An 18,609-nucleotide genomic window follows, 5' to 3' on the forward strand; every position below is an offset into this window, starting at 1 on the left:
TTTAAGTGTTTAAAAATAAACAATTGACTTTTTTCTTAAAATTCAATATGTTCATAAAAACATCTGTTTTTCATAAGTACAATTAACCTGAGTGGTTTGTAATTTGGGAAGGAGAATGAAGCTTTGAAAACATTAGAACTACAAGAGCGTTTAACGGAAATTTTTCAGCATTTACATGAAAACCCTGAAGTAAGTTGGAAAGAGTATGAAACGACAGCGTATATTACTGACTTTTTAAAAGAGGAAGGAATTTCATATAAAACATTTGATGATTGCCCTGGCGTGATTGCTGAAATCGGAAGTGGGAATCCAGTTATTGCAATTCGTGCTGATATGGATGCACTATGGCAAGAAGTAGATGGAGAATTTAAAGCGAACCATTCGTGTGGTCACGATGCTCATATGACAATTGTGATGGGGCTTATTTTACAATTGAAAAATGTGAGATGGGATAGCGGTACTGTTAGATTTATTTTTCAGCCGGCAGAGGAAAAAGGAAATGGTTCCTTAAAGATGGTAGAGAAGGGCGCCGTAGATGATGCAGATTTCTTATTTGGTGTTCATTTAAGGCCAATTGAAGAACTGCCTTTGAAACAAGCTGCCCCATCAATTCGTCACGGAGCAGCAGGGTTTTTAGAAGGGATGATTCACGGAGATGATGCACATGGGGCACGCCCACATCAAGGGATAAATGCAATTGATGTCATCTCGATGATCAATATTGGATTGAAAAATATATGGCTACCGCCGCAGACGTCGTATTCTGTTAAGATGACGAGATGCCAAGCTGGTGGTGATAATCTAAACATTATTCCAGGTAACGGGCACTTTAGTTTAGATGTAAGAGCAGAAAATAACATATTACTAGATGAATTAAAGCAAAAAATAGAACAAGTAATTAAGTCAGCTGAATCAATGGGATCTAAGCTTTCTTATGAGTGGATTGATCTCGCTCCAGGAGCAGAAGTGTCAGAAGAGGCTGAACGCTTTATGCGAAAAGGCATTCTTGAAGTATACGGGGAAGAGGGGTGTACTGGCCCACTCTATACGACAGGAAGCGATGATTTCCATTACTACACAGTGAAGAGACCACATTTAAAAGCAGTTATGCTTGGACTAGGAGCAAACCTACAACCTGGATTACATCATCCTTATATGAAGTTTGATCATAGTTGTATTATGGATGGGGTAGAAATATTGAAGCAAACGGTGTTGAAAGTGCTGGAAGACAGGGGCTAGAGAGCCCCTGTCTTTTTGTAGGAATTTGTCGTTAAATCGATATATTTGAAAAATCGTTGATATATTTTGAGTTATGATAGATATATTGAGAAAATCGTTGATATATTTGAAGTTACGATAGATATATTAAAAAAACCGTTGATATAATTTCACATACCAACTAATTCGATGAAAAATTCTCCTCCAGTACATGGTGTATAATAATAAGTACCATTTCTTAATAGGAGAAAATCAATGAACGAACAATATTACGATGCAGTTTTAAATATAAAAACAGTCGGAGAGCAAAAGGGGTTTAATAAGTCTATGCATTACCACCGTTATGAGCCGACGCCATATAGTGGATTAGAGGAACTTTTGAACCAATACGAAATTAAAAGTAGCGACCGAATTGTAGACTTTGGATGCGGAAAAGGACGATTAAACTTTTACATGCACCATAAGTGCGGTGCTTCAGCAGTTGGAATTGAAATGAATGAAGAGTTTTATAAAGAAGCAATGGATAATCGTGAGCGTTATGCACGAAAGGCAAGAAACAGTAAAAATAAGATTCGGTTTGAGTGTTGTTTAGCACAGGAATATGAGATTGATCCGCGTGATAACCGATTTTATTTTTTTAATCCATTTTCTATACAAGTGTTTATGAACGTAGTTAATAATATTTTGCTCTCGGTAGAAGCAGCGGAGAGAGAAGTGGATATTATTTTATATTATCCTTCTGAAGATTATATTTTCTTCTTAGAGAATCAAACTGCGTTTGAATTGAAGAAAGAAGTTAGATTGCCAGGGGCTTATGAGAAGAATGGGAATGAGAGGTTTTTAGTTTATACGTTAGGAGTATAAAAAAAACAGGTGCTCAGGCACCTGCTTTTTTTATAATTAGTTACGGATTAAGTAATCAAATGCACCTAAAGCTGCGTTTGCACCTGAACCCATAGAGATGATGATTTGTTTGTACGGATTATTTGTACAGTCACCTGCAGCAAACACTCCTGGTACGTTTGTAGCGCCATGCTTGTCTGTTACGATTTCACCGCGAGCGCGTTCAACTGTTTCACCTAACCAGTCTGTGTTTGGCACAAGACCGATTTGAACGAATACACCTTGTAATTCAACGTGATGAACTTCTTCAGTTTCACGATCGATGTAAGAAATACCGTTTACTTTGTCAGTACCAGTAATTTCTTTCGTTTGAACGTTTTTCAGAACAGTTACGTTTGGTAAGCTGTTAAGACGCTCTTGTAATACAGCATCAGCTTTTAATTCTGGCATGAATTCAAGAACAGTTACGTGCTTAACGATACCTGCTAAGTCGATAGCTGCTTCAATACCAGAGTTACCGCCGCCAATAACCGCTACATCTTTTCCGATGAATAATGGACCGTCACAGTGTGGGCAGTATGCTACACCTTTATTTTTGAACTCAGCTTCACCTGGTACGCCAACATTACGCCAGCGAGCACCTGTTGAAACGATTACGCTCTTACTTTTCAGAATAGCGCCGTTTTCAAGTTCCACTTCAATAAGTTCTTTTTTCTCTAAACGTTTCGCACGTTGTAGATTCATTACATCGATGTCGTATTCTTTTACGTGCTCTTCAAGGCTTGCTACTAGCTTAGGACCTTCAGTACGTTTTACGCTGATGAAGTTCTCAATACCCATAGTATCCATTACTTGACCACCGAAGCGCTCAGCAACGATACCAGTGCGGATGCCTTTACGTGCTGCATAAATTGCTGCACTTGCACCAGCTGGGCCGCCACCAACAACAAGAACATCGTATGGATCTTTATCAGAAAGCTCTGATGCATCTGGACCGTTACCCATTTTAGCTAAAATTTCTTCAAGTGTCATACGACCGCTTCCGAAAGATTCGCCGTTTAGGTACACAGTTGGTACTGCCATGATGTCTTTGCTTTCTACTTCCTCTTTGAATGCAGCGCCATCAATCATAGTATGTGTAATACCAGAGTTTAGAACGCTCATTACGTTAAGAGCTTGTACAACATCAGGACAGTTGTGACAACTTAGGCTGATATAAGATTCAAAATGATATTCGCCTTGAATGTTTTTGATTTGATCGATTAATTTTTGTTCAACTTTTGGAGCACGTCCACTCACTTGTAGTAAAGCTAACACTAATGAAGTAAATTCGTGTCCTAATGGAATACCAGCGAATACAACACCAGTGTCTTCACCAGGGCGATTTACGCTAAAGCTTGGTGTTCTCTCTAGTTCAACTTTTTCTACTGTAATCTTAGATGACATAGTAGCTAATTCATCTACTAGAGATAACATATCTTTAGATACGTTATCGTCTCCTGCGCTTACTTTAAGTAAAATATCGTTCTCCATTAACTGAAGGTATTGGGATAGTTGTGTTTTTATATCTGCATCTAGTATCATTTTGATCGAACTCCTTAGATTTTGCCTACAAGGTCAAGGCTTGGTTTAAGTGTTGCAGAACCCTCTTGCCATTTAGCTGGGCAAACTTCACCTGGGTTGTTACGTACGTATTGAGCAGCTTTAATTTTGTTAACAAGAATGCTTGCGTCACGGCCGATACCGTCAGCATTGATCTCCATAGATTGGATAACACCGTCTGGATCGATGATGAAAGTACCACGAGCAGCAAGACCTTCTTCTTCCATTAAAACGTTGAAGTTTGTAGTGATTGTGCGAGTTGGGTCACCAATCATGATGTACTCGATTTTGCCGATAGTTTCTGAGCTATCATGCCATGCTTTGTGAGTGAAGTGAGTGTCTGTAGATACAGAGTATACTTCAACGCCTAACTCTTTAAGAGTTGCATATTGGTTTTGTAAGTCTTCAAGTTCAGTTGGGCAAACGAATGTGAAGTCAGCTGGATAGAAACAAACTACACTCCATTTTCCTTTTAAACTTTCGTCAGTAACTTGGATAAATTCTCCATTATGGTAAGCATTAGCTTTAAACGGTTTTACTTCTGTGCCGATTAATAACATATTAAAATTCCTCCTAAATGTTGGTTTTGAGCATCAAAAAATAGTTTGCTCATAAAATATATTTTTTAATTAACTATAATAATTCTAATTCGATATTAATTATCATATAGAAGTGGTTATTTTGTCAAGAGAATAAACCAACTTTATACCAATTTAATTAATATTTATTCTCAATTAAATTTAGTAGGGAATTGAAAGGTAATTTTTAGCGTATTCATTGTAAGATAGTAGGTGAAAGATTAGTGTGTAGTTTAGAGATATAGCACAAGTATAAATTCTTAGGAAGGAAATATTTCTTAGAAGTTGTGATTTTGAAAAGGAACTGCGTATGTCTATTTTACAAAGAATTGTGTGATAAATAAAATAAAATGAATCGGAATCTTTGTGAACAATTTTTGTCATCTCTAATATATAATTAGGAAGTATATTGCAATAATAATGAGAAACATTGACTCAAAGTGCGAACAAGATATAATAAAATCTAGATATACCTTTCAAAAAGAAGAATATATTTTAGGATAAAACATTTCATCTATTATTTTTTACAGCTTTTAGAAAACGCTTACAATTAGTATGGAGGGGAAACCATGTCTAAGTTCACAAAGTATTTTTTAATGGAAGCTACAGATGTGATTGCATATGTGAAAGAGAAATTACCTACGTTCGAACATGCAAAGGGGTTAAAGTGTAAAGAAATAGGTGATGGCAATTTAAATTATGTGTTCCGCGTTTGGGATGAAAAGGAGAATATTTCCGTCATTGTAAAGCAGGCTGGGGATACAGCACGTATTTCAGATGAGTTTAAGTTATCGACGAATCGTATTCGTATAGAATCAGATGTTTTACAGTTAGAGGAAGAGTTAGCGTCTGGACTTGTTCCAAGGGTGTATTTATTTGATAGTGTGATGAATTGCTGCGTAATGGAAGACTTATCAGATCACACAATATTACGTACAGCACTTATAAATCATCAAATATTTCCGAGGCTTGCTGATGATTTAACGACATTTATGGTAAATACTCTTTTATTAACATCAGATGTTGTAATGAATCATAAAGAGAAGAAGGAACTTGTGAAGAGTTATATAAATCCTGAGTTATGTGAAATTACAGAGGATCTCGTATATTCAGAGCCATTTACAAACCATAATAAACGTAATGAGCTATTTCCGTTAAATGATGGATGGATTAGAGAGCATATTTATAGTGATAAAGAGCTTCGTATGGAAGTTGCGAAACTTAAATTTTCTTTTATGACGAATGCGCAGTCGCTTATTCACGGTGATTTGCATACCGGTTCTGTTTTTGTGAAAAGTGATTCTACAAAGGTGATTGATCCTGAGTTTGCTTTTTATGGACCTATGGGATATGACGTTGGGAATGTAATGGCGAATTTAATGTTCGCTTGGGTGAACGCGGATGCAACGATGCCGCCTGGTGCTGAGAAAGATACGTATATGGATTGGCTACAAACTACAATGATAGAGGTAATTGATTTATTTAAGAAGAAGTTTTTAGACGCTTGGGATATTCATGTGACAGAGATTATGGCGAAGGAAGAAGGCTTTAACGAAGTTTATTTGCAATCTGTATTAGAGGATACAGCTGCAGTGACAGGTCTTGAGTTAATTCGTCGTATTGTTGGATTAGCGAAAGTAAAGGATATTACTTGTATTGAGAATGATGAAGCACGTGCTAGAGCGGAGCGAATTTGTCTTCAGAGCGCGAAGAAATTTATTTTACAAGCGAATCAATATAAAACAGGTAGTAGTTTTGTAGAAACGTTAAAACAACAAATGCATAGTGCGAAGTAAGGGGAGAAGATGATGGCAGAGCAATTAATACCCATTCAGTGGAAAGATGATGCTTTAGTGTTATTAGATCAAACAGTATTACCGAACGAAGTAGTCTATGAATCTTTTAAAACGGCTGAGGGTGTGTGGGATGCAATTCAAGTAATGAAAGTACGAGGAGCACCAGCAATAGGTGTTTCAGCAGCTTACGGTGTGTACTTAGGGATAAAGGAAGTTACTACAAGTACAGTGGAAGAGTTTATAGAAGAAGTAAAAAAGGTATGTTCATATTTAGCGACATCAAGACCGACGGCGGTAAATTTATTTTGGGCACTTGAAAGAATGGAAAGTGTAGCGAAAGAAAATGCTCACTTATCAATCTCGCAGCTGAAAGATAGATTAGTAGAAGAGGCGAAAGAGATTCATAGAGAAGATGAAGAAATTAACCGTCAAATTGGAGAACACGCATTAACATTATTCCATGATGGCATGGGAGTATTAACACATTGTAATGCAGGTGCTTTAGCGACGACTAAGTATGGTACGGCGACAGCCCCAATGTACTTAGCGAAAGAAAAAGGATGGGATTTAAAAATCTTTTCGGATGAAACACGCCCTAGATTACAAGGTTCAACGTTAACAGCATTAGAACTGCAGCGAGCGGGAATCGATGTCACTATCATTACGGATAATATGGCAGCTATGGTCATGTCACAAGGGAAAATTGATGCGGTAATCGTTGGATGTGATCGTGTAGCAGCAAACGGTGATGTAGCAAATAAAATTGGAACATTAGGTGTATCTATTTTAGCTAAATACTACAACATTCCATTTTATGTAGCAGCTCCAACACCAACAATTGATTTACAAACACCGACAGGAAAAGAAATTCCAATTGAAGAAAGAGATGCTTCTGAAGTGATTAATCGTTTCGGACAATATTCGGCTCCGAAAGAAAGTAAAGTATATAATCCGGCATTTGATGTTACGCCGCATGAAAATGTAACAGCGATTATTACGGAAAAAGGAATTGTAAAAGCACCGTTTACGGAGAATTTAAAAAAGCTATTTCAATAAGTAGATAAATCTAAAGTCAGTCATCATAAGCTTCATACTTAGGGGGATGTATATGTTATTACAAAAAGAAAGAGAAGAGATTGTAGCGTACGGAAAGAAAATGATTTCTAGCGGTTTAACAAAGGGAACAGGCGGTAATATTAGTATTTTCAATCGTGAACAAGGTCTTGTTGCGATTAGCCCAAGTGGTTTAGAGTATTATGAAACAAAGCCTGAAGATGTAGTTATATTAAACTTAGATGGTGAAGTGGTAGAAGGAGAGAGAAAACCATCAAGTGAATTAGATATGCATCTTATTTACTATAGAAATCGTGAAGACATAAATGCGCTTGTGCATACACACTCTCCTTATGCGAAGACGATCGCATCATTAGGATGGGAGCTTCCTGCTGTGTCATATTTAATTGCTTTTGCAGGCCCAAATGTTCGCTGTGCGCCATATGAAACATTTGGTACGAAACAATTAGCAGAGGCTGCTTTTGAAGGAATGATCGATCGCCGTGCGGTGTTACTTGCCAATCACGGTTTAATGGCTGGGGCAAATAATATAAAAATGGCGTTTACTATTGCAGAAGAAATTGAGTTTTGTGCTCAAATTTATTATCAAACGAAAAGCATCGGCGAACCGAAGCTACTGCCAGAAGACGAGATGGAGAATTTGGCGAAGAAGTTTGAAGGATATGGGCAGCAATAGAAATTTAACAGAAATGCTATTCAATGTGTATTAAAATGGTCGTGAAAGAATATATATTCTTTCACGACCATTTTAGAATTTTTATTATTTAGATATATTTTTGAGTTGCGAATCTAATTTCCAAAAACCGATCCCTGAGAATAGTGCTGCTAATGAACCAATAATTGCAGCAATACCGATATCTCCGAACATCATTCCACCCATTAAGATACCAAAAATGCCAATTAAGATAAGAATAATAGAAATAGCTTTCATTATATGATACTCCTTAAAATGTAAAAATTATATGTAATAATATAACATTAATAGAGTTTATAATCAAAAATATTTTGTTTAGGAATTGTTTTGAGGTAAGGAAATATGAATGGTGAATAAGGGATTAGGAGAAGGAAACGAAAGGAAAAAACATCCTCAAAATTGAGGATGTTTTTACGCTTTCTTAAGCAACAAATACATAAAGTAAGGTGCACCAATTAAAGCAACGACAATACCTGCTGGAATACCGCTAGGTTCGACGATATTTCGCCCGATTGTGTCTGCCAGTAGTAATAACCATCCGCCGATTAAAACGGCGATAGGCATGAATATTTGATGCCTTGGTCCTACCAAAGATTTTGCGATGTGCGGAGCCATTAGTCCGATAAAGCTAATTCCTCCTGTTACGGAAACTGCTGCAGCTGCTAGCGCAACGGCTGCAATTAATAAGTATCTTCGTTCTTTTTCAATTTCAATTCCAACGCCGATTGCGACCGGTTCATTTAATGCTAGAATGTTTAATCGATTTGCTTTGTAGAAGACAAATGGGATTAATACGATTAGCCATGGAAGCATTGCTAAAACAAATGTCCAGTCATCTCCCCAAATGTTTCCAGCTATCCATTTTGCAATAAAGTCGACTTTCATACGATCTGCTGATGAAATAAGAATGATCATTGCTCCAGATAGTGCAAATGAAAATCCGATACCAGTTAATGTTAATCGAATTGGCTGAAGTCCTGTTGATTTACTATATGAAAATAAGTAAATTAGAACAGCAGTAAGGAAAGCACCGATAAACCCAACGACTGGTAGTAAGTAAAGAAATGAACCTACGTCAATTGGAAAATATAAAAAGAAGATGGAAACTGCCACACCAGCTCCAGCGTTGATTCCAAGAATACCAGGTTCAGCTAAATCGTTACGTGTAATACCTTGCAGGATAGCACCAGATAAAGCGAGCGCCATACCAGCTAATAATGTAATGACAATTCTAGGTAGTCGTAAAGAATATAAAACAAACTCCTCTTTAAATGTACCTTGTCCCATTAGTGTTGGGAGTAATCGATCATAAGATAAAGATGCTGAACCGAGCCCCATTCCAACTACAATGGTTGTAATGGTCAGTATAAGTAAAGCGAGTATGATAATACGTTGTTTCCTTAGAATAGATGGCATCATGAGAAAGTTCTTCCTCCTTTACGTACGATGAATAGGAAGAATGGTAATCCTACAATAGCGACAATTGCCGCAACTGGTGTTTCGTACGGAGCGTTAATGGTACGCCCGATTGTATCGGCAAGTAACATAAAGGATGCACCAGCAATTGCTGACATCGGTATAACAAAGCGGTAATCGGGACCGACAATAGGGCGTACCATATGAGGCACCATTAATCCGATAAATGCCATGTTTCCGACAAGTGCTACAGACGCACCAGCAAGTAAGATAATAATGATAAATAAAATTGTTTTAATAACGATAATTTTTTGACCAAGTCCAATAGCAACTTCTTCACTAAAACTAAGAACTGTCAATTTTTTTGCAAGTAAGATAGCGATAAATATACTGATTGAAATAACGGGGATAATAATTTTTAATTGGCTCCAAGTCGTTCCAATTACTCCCCCGGCAGTCCACATTGATACATCTTGTGAAATTTTGAAATAAATGCCGACTCCTTCTGAAATTGCGAGTAGAAATGCTGAAACAGCAGCACCAGCTAATACAATTCGAAGGGGAGAAAGCCCGCCTTTTTTCACCATGCCAACTCCGAATACCATAATAGCGCCAATTGCAGCACCGATAAAGCAAGCTAACGTTAAGTAAAGATAGCTGATGGAAGGGTTGAAAGCAAGTGTTAGTGCAAGTGCAGCATTTGCGCCACCAGTTAAGCCTAGTAACCCAGGATCAGCAAGTGGATTTCGTGTTAATCCTTGCATAATTGCCCCAGAAACAGCAAGTCCAGCTCCGACAAATATGGCAGCCACTTCACGTGGTAAACGTATTTCACGAATAATAGATATTTTGTCTCCTTTAGCGGAGGAAGTAAGTGCTAACCATACATCTTTTATAGAAGTATCTGCAGCACCTAATACCATTGCCACCATAAAAATAAGAAAGAATGCAATTATGCTTAAAATGAGTTTGTATGTAAAAGCCATGGAATGTGGATTGCCGTGATCTTTTGTCATTCGTTTCACATCTTTTCTGTTCATAGAATAAAGGAAGAGGAATTCTTAAATTAAGAATTCCTCATGTTTGTATTATTGACCAAGAAAGCTCTTCTTGAAGAAGTCTAGTTGGAAATCTAATGTAAGTGGATCATTGAAATAGAATTCCATCATGTTTGCTTCATATACACGATTATTTTTTACTGCTGGAATGTTTTTATATGATTCTGTCTCTTGGAATGAGTTATCAGTATCTTTGTTTTTACTTACGATTAAGTAATCACCAGCAAACTCAGGTAATACCTCAGTAGATAATGCGTAGTAACCTTCTTTTAATGCTTTTTCTTTTACTTTTTCAGGCATTTTTAATTTCATTTCTTGGTACAGAATTTCCGTTCCACGGCCCCAGTTATCGCCGTATACATAAAGCTGTTTGTTGAAGTTTTCTACAACAGAAACTGTTGCATCTTCACCGATTTTTGCTTTAATTTCTTTACCAGCTGCATCTGCACGTTTCTTGAAATCATCTACCCAAGTTTTTGCTTCTTTTTCTTTGTTTAATAATTTACCGATTTCAATATGTTGTGTTAAGTAATCAACTTTTCCGTAAGTGTATGTTACGGTAGGAGCAATTTTATTTAACTTATCGATATTTTTAACATTTGATAAACCAATGATTAAATCTGGATTTAGTTCAGCGATTTTTTCAATATTTTCGTCTGATACTTCAGCGACATCTTTAAGTTTGCTATCAAAACGTGGGTTTTGTTTAGACCATGAATCTACCCCAACAAGGTTTACGCCTAATGACATTACGTTACCAGCGAATGATGATAAAACAACAACGCGTTGTGGATTTGCAGGAACTTCTACTTTACCATTTTCAGATTGGTATGTAATTGTTTCTGATTTACTACCTTTTGCATCGTTCTTTTTGTCTGTAGAGCCATTGCTACAAGCACTCATAACAAGAACGAAAAGAACTGTTAGTGAAATAAATAACTTTTTCATCGTCTTGCTCCTTTAAATAGATGGTATGTGTATACAATAATTTGTTTAACTGCGAACTTTTTGAAAGAGTAGTGGTAATATAAAATACGTATTAAAAATCTTGAATGTGAGATTTTACAATATAGTATTAACCATATTAATGAAAAAAGATGTAATCCCAAATTTGCTAATTATTAACAAAATGATAATGATTATCACTAATGATTCTTTAAATAATATAATTTTATATGGGTGTATTGTCAATAGTGATTTTGATTGTAAATTTTGCAGAAACAGGTTATATTTTATTGAGAATGATAATCAATGATTAGTAACTGAGGAGTGAAGGTGAATGAATAGAGAAGAATTGTTTGATGTAACCGTGATAGGCGGGGGACCTGCAGGGCTTTATTCAGCTTTTTATAGTGGACTCAGAGAAATGAAAACGAAAATAATAGAATTTCAACCACAGTTAGGTGGAAAAATACATGTTTATCCAGAGAAGATGATTTGGGATGTAGGAGGGCTATTGCCAGTTACAGGTGATAAATTAATTGAACAACTTGTACAGCAAGGGCTAACATTTAAGCCAGAAGTTGTATTAAATACAAAGGTAGAATCGATTATTCGTAATGAAGATGGCATTTTTACATTAAAAGCAAGCGATGGAAAAGAACATTATTCAAGAACAGTTATTGTCGCAACTGGCAGTGGTATATTGAAACCGCAAAAGTTATCAATTGAAGGTGCTGAGCGATTTGAAGTATCGAATTTAAATTATACAGTTAAATCTTTAAAACGTTTCAAAGATAAAACAATCATTATTTCCGGCGGAGGAAATTCTGCCGTTGATTGGGCAAATGAATTAGAACCAATCGCAAAACAAGTGTATGTAACATATAGAAAAGAAGAATTATCTGGTCATGAAGCCCAAGTGAAACAACTAATGAACAGCTCAGCGGAGTGTTTCTTTAATACATCGATTACAAAATTAATTGCAGGTGATAATCATGAGGCAATTGAACACGTAGAATTAACGAATCATGAGACGGGTGAAGTTTCTCATTTACCTATTGATGAAGTGATTATTAATCATGGATATGAACGTGACATTACATTATTAGAAAATAGTGAGTTAGACGTTGCGATTATAGATAATTTTTATATTGCAGGGAATGCAAATAGTGAGTCCTCAGTAGATGGATTATATGCCGCTGGAGACATTTTAAAGCATGACGGAAAATTACATTTAATTGCAGGAGCATTCCAAGATGCTGGAAATGCTGTGAATAAAGCGAAACAATTCATTCAGCCAGATGCAAGTGAATACGGAATGGTTTCTTCTCATAATGAAGTATTTAAGAAGAGAAATCGTGAATTGATTAAGCAGATGATGAAATAATAAAGGAACAAGGATACCCCCACTTACTTCTCTATTCGAATGACGAGAGATGTAAGTGGGGGTTTTCCTGTTAACTATATTTTCAATCATTATAATAACACCGGTTTCATCAGTTCATGTGATATGAACATTTTATTTGTAATCGCTCTAGAAAACAATGAATCTGGGTTTGTTTTATGCTGTCCCTTTTGCCTGTTCATTAGGAAATGGCATATGTAGTATAGAAGCGATGTATTGTTTTCCATGCACTCGAGCTAATGATTCTAATATTTGACGGACGCGTTTTGTAAGATGTCCTTGTTTTTTTATAGCCTCACAATATGCGTCATAGAAAGCGTATTTAGCCCAAAGGAAATCATCTTGCTGGAATAAGAAATGATTTTTGTACCATTCACTAATTGTACGGTAACAATTGCTTTCGTGTATTGCTACGCTTTGAGAAAGAATACGATCAGATAAAGATGTAGTTAAATGAGAAATTGTGTTTTCTGTTTCAGCTTGTAATGTTTTTTCTAACATTGTAATGATGTGACGAGTAGCCATGTGTTAACTCTCCTTTGTGTAAATGGGTAATACCATTCTATATTTTAAAAAATTCTTACTATTATTAGTATACAATATATGGAATGCATCTACCTGCTTTTTAAATTGTATTTACAAAATCTTTTTTATTTGTTTACAAAAATAAAGTAAGATACAGTATATATGAAAAAATAATAAAGGAATGAATACATTGTATATAACAATAGAAGAGGCTGCGGAGTATTTGAATTTACCAAAATCGTATGTTGAAGAGTTAATTCAGCAAAAGAAAGTTCGTGCGCTATTCGATGGAGAGCAATATTTGTTAAATAAAGAACAATTCAATACACATTTAGAACAAATGGAGAAATATAAGCAATTAGTGGAAGAAATATTAAACGAACCAATCCCAGAAGATATGGATGTTAAAGACGAGGACTAAACTTAGGGAAATCCCGTATGAAGATATGCAGAAATGTACCTTCATACGGGATTTTTTTGTATAAAAAGTCATTGGAATCTCGTGATCTAGTTGAATGGAAGAGAATTTTGTAGGTATTAGTACTACATGTTAAAAGCATATTTTTTATAGCGGGGACAAACATAGAGAACATAACCTGTACAGATACATATACTATCAGTGCAAAAGCTTATAAATTAATGGAAGGGGTTTTCTCGTGAGTTTATTTGATTGGGATTTTTTGGAGAGTTTAATTGGATCTTATGTAAAAGTAAACAGAGGTGGACCAGAATCTCAAAAAGGAACAATAGTATCAATAGGTGCGGACTATTTCTTATTACAGAATGAAAAAGGAGAGCACCATTACTACCAGCTTCGCCATCTGAAAAGCATTACCCAAAATGCGAAAGATGGTGGAATAGGTGATTTTGAATGGTCGGAAGAAGACATTGCAGAAGACTTTGAAACGTTACTTCAAGGCTTCAAATACCGCTGGGTGAAAATTAATCGTGGTGGTCCAGAGAAAATTGAAGGTATTTTACAAGATGTTTCTAACGATTATGTAACGTTAATTATAAAAGAAGAAGTTGTATTAATTGCACTATCTCATATTAAAAGTGTTAATTATAATGCACCAGGAAGTGAAGAGAGCGATGAGAGTAGTGATGAGAGTAACGATGAGAAAAGTAATGAAAACAGCAATAATTCAAGTCGAGCTCGCGCACTAAGACAATCAAGTAGAGGAAGGTAAAACGGAAAGGAGGGTATGAATTTGGAGGATGTATTATGCTGTGATCAAATCAAAGGTTTAGTCGGTGAGAATGTAAAAGTAAATCTTCGCGGACCGGAAAGTCGAGTAGGTGTACTGTCGGTGTTAGGAAAAGATTACCTTGCATTACAATTACCTCATGGAGAAGTAGTGTATTATCAGCTGAAACATGTGAAGAGTCTAGTCAGGAAAGTAAAAGAAGTGCAAGGAGACTATGGTTCATGTTTCTGCTCTGATGAAGATACTTTTTTAGAGGTATTAAATGACTTGAAGTATACGTGGATAAAGATTAATCGTGGTGGACCAGAGTGTGTAGAGGGTTTATTAGGTGATATACATGATGGAAGTATTACACTAGTAAACGGTGATGAAGTCATTTATGTAATTAATTTTCATATTAAGAGTGTGAGTCAAATAGTTAAGAACAAAAAGAATGAAGAAGAATAATGTTTAATAAATAAGAGGGGCATTATGGTTGAAATTGAAGAACGATTTCATATATCACTGCAATTATTTCGCGATATATGAAAAGGAATTTCTTACTATAAAAAAACAGAAAAGTGCCCCTGATTATTTTTTTGAAATAGAATGGATAAAATTGTATTTTCATAGAAAGGAGGATATAGATGAATGAGTTAAACAAAAGTATTGGAGAAAATATATACGTTAAATTAATCGGTGAAAAAAGATTTAAAGGTGTATTAATTGATGTAGGAAATGATATTGTAGTTCTTTACAATGGACAAGACTATGTATATATATCTTTATACCATGTCCAATATTATAAGTTTTTGAGAGGGCATGATGAAGAAATATTAAAACCAGATGTGGACTCTGTAATTAAGAGAGAATCACCTTCAATTTCTTTGAGGAAAGTATTAAGCACATCTAAAGGGATTTTTACAGAAATTTATGTGGCAGGAAATGCTCCAATACACGGTTATGTTACAAGTGTAATGAACGATTATATTGTTTTTTATAGCCCGGTTTATAAAACAGTATATATATCTTTAAGGCATTTGAAATGGTTAATTCCGTATAAAGAAAACCAAGTCCCTTATTCCCTCAATAAAAATGAACTCCCCGTAAATCCATTAAATATTACGTTAGCTCGAACGTTTGAAGAACAACTTATTAAAATGGCTGGGAAAATTATGGTTTTTGATTTAGGTGAGGAATATAACAAAATCGGAAAGATGTCGAAAATTGATGAAGGACATATTGAAATATTAAAAGCACGTGACGCAAAAATGTATGTGAACATTCAACATGTGAAATCTGTCCATTGTCCGTAGGCTAGTTTAAAGGGCTGGCTTTTTCTTTTATATATACGGAAGAAAAGGTCGAGCCTATTTGTTTACCGTTATTTTGATATGAGGGGGAAAGTGAATTGAATATATAAGTATGTTCCTGTTTTTACTTATAAAGAGGTAATCATGTACTAAATTATAAAAAAAGATATACGAGCTACCTTTTGTTGTATTCAATTCACTTTTTGAGGAAGTGCTGCTCAACTAATTTATTAAAGGGGTTTTATTTGTGGAGCAGTTTCCAAATTCGTTTTCGATTACGTTGCTTGGCAGTGCTGGTGGAGCAGCAAAAGCAGTGTTAGCAATTTTGAATCAGGCGATAGTAAATGAAAAAGATCCAATTTATGAATCGATAAAGAATGTTAAATTTCATTTAGTTGATATAAAACAAAAAGATAAAAGTTATTATGATGAGTTGTTTCCAAATTTGAAAGAGCAATTGTTTTTATATGAAATAAATCTTCAAGATGTAGTCAAATTTAAACAACATTTAAAAGAAAAAAGAACGAAGGTTGTTATTGATGTATCAGGTGCAGATACGATTAGGGTACTGAGCTGTTGTAATGAACTTGGAATTTGTTACATTAATTCAGCTTTGGAAAATGAGGCAGTAGATCAAGACGATAGTTTACTCGGTTTTCAGCTTACGGAAAGATATACGAGGTTTGAGAAGGAGAAAGAAAAATTCACAAATACAAAAGCGATTATAGGTTCAGGTATGAATCCGGGGGTTGTTCAATGGATGGTTGTTGAACTCATGAAAGAACGGCCAAATGAAAAGCCACGAGCATGCTATATTGTAGAACACGATACGTCGTTCTTGAATGATACAGCGCTTATAAAGCCACATACACTTTACGCTTCATGGGCAGTAGAGCGATTTTTAGATGAAGCGATATGGAGTTATCCGATGTATATGAGTCATCATCGTCCTCTTTACTTTTATGAGGATGTATATGCTTCGGAGTATAAAGTGAAGTTAGGAGAAAAAGAGTTTTATGGTTGTTTAATGCCACATGAGGAAGTTTTAATTTTAGGGAAAACCTTCAATATGGAAGTGGGTTTTCTTTACCGAATTAATGAGTATACAACTAATTTAATTAGACAGAACTTAGATAAAGTAGAAGATTTATGGAATTGGAATCGTAAAGTATTTAATCCAGCTGAAGAACAGGTTGCTGGAGAGGATTTGGTTGGTGTGCTACTCGTTTATGAAAATAGTGAAACATATATGTATAACGTGATGAATAGCAGCCAAGTTTTTCAAAAATATAAAACGAATGCAACTTACTTCCAAGTAGGGTGCGGAATTTATGCAGGTTTGTGCAGTTTACTTTTAGATCCCTTTGGACAAGGTGCTTATTACGTTGAGGAGTTATTATTAAATACGGAAAGTAAGTACGGCGAATATCTAAATTTATATATGAAGGATTTTGTAATAGGGCATAATAAATTTACTGATGGATTGCTACATGATAGGGTAAGATGGATATAGGTGGTGACAAAAAAAGGAAGGAGATCTCTTCTTTCTTTTTTGTATTATAAGGTTACATATTGCTCTGAAAGCAATTTCATACTTATAATTTAAGAAGATAACAATGGAAATGTTTTTTTGTATCGAGTAAGAGGAGTTTTTATATGAACAAATACAAGAGCTTGATTTATGAAGAAAGAAAAGCTTTAAAGGTATTTATATTATTATTCTATATTATATTTTTTTTATATGACGCTATATATTATTTTGCATATCCCGCTATGAATATTAATGGAACAACGGTAGGGTGGCCAAAAGGCAGCCTTGGGATAGGTGTATATATATTTGTAATATCATTATTTCCTATTTCGATATACCTTCTAAAAAAAGGCTATATATATTCTATAAAATATTTATTTTTATTTGGGTACATGTTTATCGATTTTATTAATAATTTAATGATTTATTTGCGAACGGATAGGGCTTTTGAACAGGGTAGTATGGTAGAAATCTTATTAATTTTATTTGCACCGGTTTTCGTGAACAGAAAATATTTTTATTTAGTTTCCTTTAGTGTAATTGGAAAGTACGTATTTTTTACATTAATATTAAAAGACTTAACGGTTGTGATTCCGCTTGTTTTATGTATCTTCTTCTTCATTATTTCACATTCTTTGTTAAAACGATTTCAATCTTATGTGAGAACCGTTTTTGAAATGATGAACAATATGAAAGAGACGGAAAATTTAGCTGTTATTGGTACAATGTCTACAACAATTGCTCATGAAATTCGAAATCCATTAACAGCTTTAAAAGGGTTTACGCAAATGCAAAAAGAAAGAAACCCTGCTGATACGATGAGCTATGATATTATGTTACAAGAAATTGAAAGAGTTAACGGATTTGTTAGTGAATTGATGTTATTAGGAAAACCAAAACCAATGAATTATGAATGGTGTAATATACGAGAAATCCTTTTATATGTTGTGCAGTTAATGGAAAGTTATGCGGCTCAATATAAAGTGAAACTCCACTTGCAAGTAGATGGAAATTTACCCGATATAAATGGCGATGATAAGCAATTGAAACAAGTATTGTTAAACATTATCAAAAATGGAATCGAATCGATGCCAGAAGGTGGAGACATTCATATTTGTGTATTCAAAAAAGCTGGAGATAAATTGTGTATTTCTGTCGAAGATCAAGGTTTTGGTATAGAGAATGAGAAAATAGAAAAAATCGGAAAGGCATTCTATACAACAAAGGAGAATGGTACAGGACTTGGATTAATGATTACATATAAAATTATTAAGGAACATCAAGGGAGTATCACGATTCAAAGTAGTATGGGTGTGGGAACGAAAGTGGAAATTTATTTACCGACAGTGTAGTGAAATAGAAGAAATTACTTTTCAGAAAAGTATTCTTGTTGTGTAAATATAAACATTTTATAAAATGTTTCAAGA

19 protein-coding genes are annotated in these 18,609 nt (G+C 35.0%); 12 read left to right on the top strand and 7 right to left on the bottom strand.

Annotation, left to right across the window (positions count from 1 at the left end):
* Positions 1 to 123: 123 nt before the first annotated feature.
* Both COC96_RS25125 and COC96_RS25130 read left to right on the top strand, forming a co-directional pair.
* Positions 124 to 1,239 carry a M20 peptidase aminoacylase family protein gene (locus tag COC96_RS25125; RefSeq protein WP_098269703.1) on the top strand — a complete coding sequence of 372 codons (1,116 nt, stop codon included), beginning with the start codon at positions 124 to 126 and terminating at the stop codon, positions 1,237 to 1,239.
* Positions 1,240 to 1,473: 234 nt separating this feature from the next.
* Positions 1,474 to 2,082, top strand: coding sequence for an SAM-dependent methyltransferase (locus COC96_RS25130; protein ID WP_098269702.1), 609 nt, complete (start codon positions 1,474 to 1,476; stop codon positions 2,080 to 2,082).
* A gap of 36 nt (positions 2,083 to 2,118) precedes the next feature.
* On the opposite strand, the gene ahpF is transcribed toward COC96_RS25130, so the two are convergent.
* Together ahpF and ahpC are read right to left on the bottom strand one after the other, a co-directional pair.
* Complete coding sequence (gene ahpF, locus COC96_RS25135) at positions 2,119 to 3,645, bottom strand: alkyl hydroperoxide reductase subunit F (RefSeq protein WP_063221593.1); 1,527 nt, start codon at positions 3,643 to 3,645, stop codon at positions 2,119 to 2,121.
* 14 nt (positions 3,646 to 3,659) lie between these two features.
* A complete protein-coding gene (gene ahpC / locus COC96_RS25140) occupies positions 3,660 to 4,223 on the bottom strand; it encodes an alkyl hydroperoxide reductase subunit C (RefSeq protein ID WP_000924422.1) in 564 nt (187 codons plus the stop codon).
* Between the two features lie 587 nt (positions 4,224 to 4,810).
* Between ahpC and mtnK the strand changes: the two genes are divergently transcribed.
* Genes mtnK through COC96_RS25155 form a run of 3 tightly spaced genes read left to right on the top strand, consistent with a single transcriptional unit; the run spans position 4,811 to position 7,787 of the window.
* Positions 4,811 to 6,037, top strand: a complete 1,227-nt coding sequence (gene mtnK, locus COC96_RS25145; protein WP_098269701.1) for an S-methyl-5-thioribose kinase — start codon at positions 4,811 to 4,813, stop codon at positions 6,035 to 6,037.
* 12 nt (positions 6,038 to 6,049) lie between these two features.
* Complete coding sequence (mtnA, locus tag COC96_RS25150; RefSeq protein WP_141536038.1) at positions 6,050 to 7,093, top strand: S-methyl-5-thioribose-1-phosphate isomerase; 1,044 nt, start codon at positions 6,050 to 6,052, stop codon at positions 7,091 to 7,093.
* 52 nt (positions 7,094 to 7,145) lie between these two features.
* The gene (locus COC96_RS25155; protein WP_098269699.1) at positions 7,146 to 7,787 is read left to right on the top strand and encodes an L-fuculose-phosphate aldolase; all 642 of its coding nucleotides are present in this window, start codon (positions 7,146 to 7,148) and stop codon (positions 7,785 to 7,787) included.
* 84 nt (positions 7,788 to 7,871) lie between these two features.
* On the opposite strand, the gene COC96_RS27675 is transcribed toward COC96_RS25155, so the two are convergent.
* The 4 genes from COC96_RS27675 to COC96_RS25170 all read right to left on the bottom strand — a co-directional run bounded on the left by COC96_RS27675 (position 7,872) and on the right by COC96_RS25170 (position 11,227).
* Positions 7,872 to 8,042, bottom strand: a complete 171-nt coding sequence (locus COC96_RS27675; protein ID WP_000644466.1) for a hypothetical protein — start codon at positions 8,040 to 8,042, stop codon at positions 7,872 to 7,874.
* A gap of 174 nt (positions 8,043 to 8,216) precedes the next feature.
* The gene (locus tag COC96_RS25160) at positions 8,217 to 9,224 is read right to left on the bottom strand and encodes a FecCD family ABC transporter permease (protein WP_098269698.1); all 1,008 of its coding nucleotides are present in this window, start codon (positions 9,222 to 9,224) and stop codon (positions 8,217 to 8,219) included.
* Positions 9,221 to 10,261 carry a FecCD family ABC transporter permease gene (locus tag COC96_RS25165; RefSeq protein WP_141535900.1) on the bottom strand — a complete coding sequence of 347 codons (1,041 nt, stop codon included), beginning with the start codon at positions 10,259 to 10,261 and terminating at the stop codon, positions 9,221 to 9,223. Before COC96_RS25165 ends, COC96_RS25160 begins: the two co-directional genes overlap by 4 nt.
* 48 nt (positions 10,262 to 10,309) lie before the next feature.
* Positions 10,310 to 11,227 (bottom strand): iron-hydroxamate ABC transporter substrate-binding protein, encoded by a 918-nt coding sequence (locus tag COC96_RS25170; protein ID WP_098269696.1) that lies wholly within the window; start codon positions 11,225 to 11,227, stop codon positions 10,310 to 10,312.
* 331 nt (positions 11,228 to 11,558) lie between these two features.
* Here COC96_RS25170 and COC96_RS25180 point away from each other — a divergent pair, with 331 nt between their 5' ends.
* Entirely contained in the window at positions 11,559 to 12,608 is a 1,050-nt protein-coding gene (locus tag COC96_RS25180; RefSeq protein WP_098269695.1) for an NAD(P)/FAD-dependent oxidoreductase, read from the top strand.
* Between the two features lie 174 nt (positions 12,609 to 12,782).
* Here the strand turns inward: COC96_RS25180 and COC96_RS25190 are convergent, their stop codons facing one another.
* Positions 12,783 to 13,151 (bottom strand): hypothetical protein, encoded by a 369-nt coding sequence (locus COC96_RS25190; protein WP_098269693.1) that lies wholly within the window; start codon positions 13,149 to 13,151, stop codon positions 12,783 to 12,785.
* A gap of 181 nt (positions 13,152 to 13,332) precedes the next feature.
* On the opposite strand from COC96_RS25190, the gene COC96_RS25195 reads away from it, so the two are divergent.
* From COC96_RS25195 to COC96_RS25220, 6 genes are all read left to right on the top strand, one after another.
* A complete protein-coding gene (locus tag COC96_RS25195) occupies positions 13,333 to 13,572 on the top strand; it encodes a helix-turn-helix domain-containing protein (protein ID WP_098269692.1) in 240 nt (79 codons plus the stop codon).
* Positions 13,573 to 13,807: 235 nt separating this feature from the next.
* Entirely contained in the window at positions 13,808 to 14,341 is a 534-nt protein-coding gene (locus COC96_RS25200; protein ID WP_098269691.1) for a spore coat protein, read from the top strand.
* 21 nt (positions 14,342 to 14,362) lie between these two features.
* Positions 14,363 to 14,806 carry a spore coat protein gene (locus COC96_RS25205; RefSeq protein ID WP_098269690.1) on the top strand — a complete coding sequence of 148 codons (444 nt, stop codon included), beginning with the start codon at positions 14,363 to 14,365 and terminating at the stop codon, positions 14,804 to 14,806.
* Between the two features lie 179 nt (positions 14,807 to 14,985).
* Positions 14,986 to 15,654: a DUF2642 domain-containing protein gene (locus tag COC96_RS25210; protein WP_098269689.1), complete on the top strand. Its 669-nt coding sequence runs from the start codon at positions 14,986 to 14,988 to the stop codon at positions 15,652 to 15,654.
* A 244-nt stretch (positions 15,655 to 15,898) separates the two neighbouring features.
* Positions 15,899 to 17,164, top strand: coding sequence for an S-adenosylmethionine decarboxylase related protein (locus COC96_RS25215; protein ID WP_098269688.1), 1,266 nt, complete (start codon positions 15,899 to 15,901; stop codon positions 17,162 to 17,164).
* 143 nt (positions 17,165 to 17,307) lie between these two features.
* On the top strand, positions 17,308 to 18,534 hold the full coding sequence (locus COC96_RS25220; protein WP_098769607.1) for an ATP-binding protein: 1,227 nt from the start codon (positions 17,308 to 17,310) through the stop codon (positions 18,532 to 18,534).
* Positions 18,535 to 18,609: the final 75 nt, after the last annotated feature.

The sequence above is a fragment of the Bacillus cereus genome, assembly GCF_002577405.1.
Lineage (GTDB): Bacteria > Bacillota > Bacilli > Bacillales > Bacillaceae_G > Bacillus_A > Bacillus_A cereus_AU.

Coding starts and splice junctions, on each gene's coding strand:
- COC96_RS25130 (WP_098269702.1), top strand. CDS start 1,474: ATGAACGAACAATATTACGATGCAGTTTTAAATATAAAAACAGTCGGA.
- ahpF (WP_063221593.1), bottom strand. CDS start 3,645: ATGATACTAGATGCAGATATAAAAACACAACTATCCCAATACCTTCAG.
- ahpC (WP_000924422.1), bottom strand. CDS start 4,223: ATGTTATTAATCGGCACAGAAGTAAAACCGTTTAAAGCTAATGCTTAC.
- mtnK (WP_098269701.1), top strand. CDS start 4,811: ATGTCTAAGTTCACAAAGTATTTTTTAATGGAAGCTACAGATGTGATT.
- mtnA (WP_141536038.1), top strand. CDS start 6,050: ATGGCAGAGCAATTAATACCCATTCAGTGGAAAGATGATGCTTTAGTG.
- COC96_RS25155 (WP_098269699.1), top strand. CDS start 7,146: ATGTTATTACAAAAAGAAAGAGAAGAGATTGTAGCGTACGGAAAGAAA.
- COC96_RS27675 (WP_000644466.1), bottom strand. CDS start 8,042: ATGAAAGCTATTTCTATTATTCTTATCTTAATTGGCATTTTTGGTATC.
- COC96_RS25160 (WP_098269698.1), bottom strand. CDS start 9,224: ATGATGCCATCTATTCTAAGGAAACAACGTATTATCATACTCGCTTTA.
- COC96_RS25165 (WP_141535900.1), bottom strand. CDS start 10,261: ATGAACAGAAAAGATGTGAAACGAATGACAAAAGATCACGGCAATCCA.
- COC96_RS25170 (WP_098269696.1), bottom strand. CDS start 11,227: ATGAAAAAGTTATTTATTTCACTAACAGTTCTTTTCGTTCTTGTTATG.
- COC96_RS25180 (WP_098269695.1), top strand. CDS start 11,559: ATGAATAGAGAAGAATTGTTTGATGTAACCGTGATAGGCGGGGGACCT.
- COC96_RS25190 (WP_098269693.1), bottom strand. CDS start 13,151: ATGGCTACTCGTCACATCATTACAATGTTAGAAAAAACATTACAAGCT.
- COC96_RS25195 (WP_098269692.1), top strand. CDS start 13,333: ATGAATACATTGTATATAACAATAGAAGAGGCTGCGGAGTATTTGAAT.
- COC96_RS25210 (WP_098269689.1), top strand. CDS start 14,986: ATGAATGAGTTAAACAAAAGTATTGGAGAAAATATATACGTTAAATTA.
- COC96_RS25220 (WP_098769607.1), top strand. CDS start 17,308: ATGAACAAATACAAGAGCTTGATTTATGAAGAAAGAAAAGCTTTAAAG.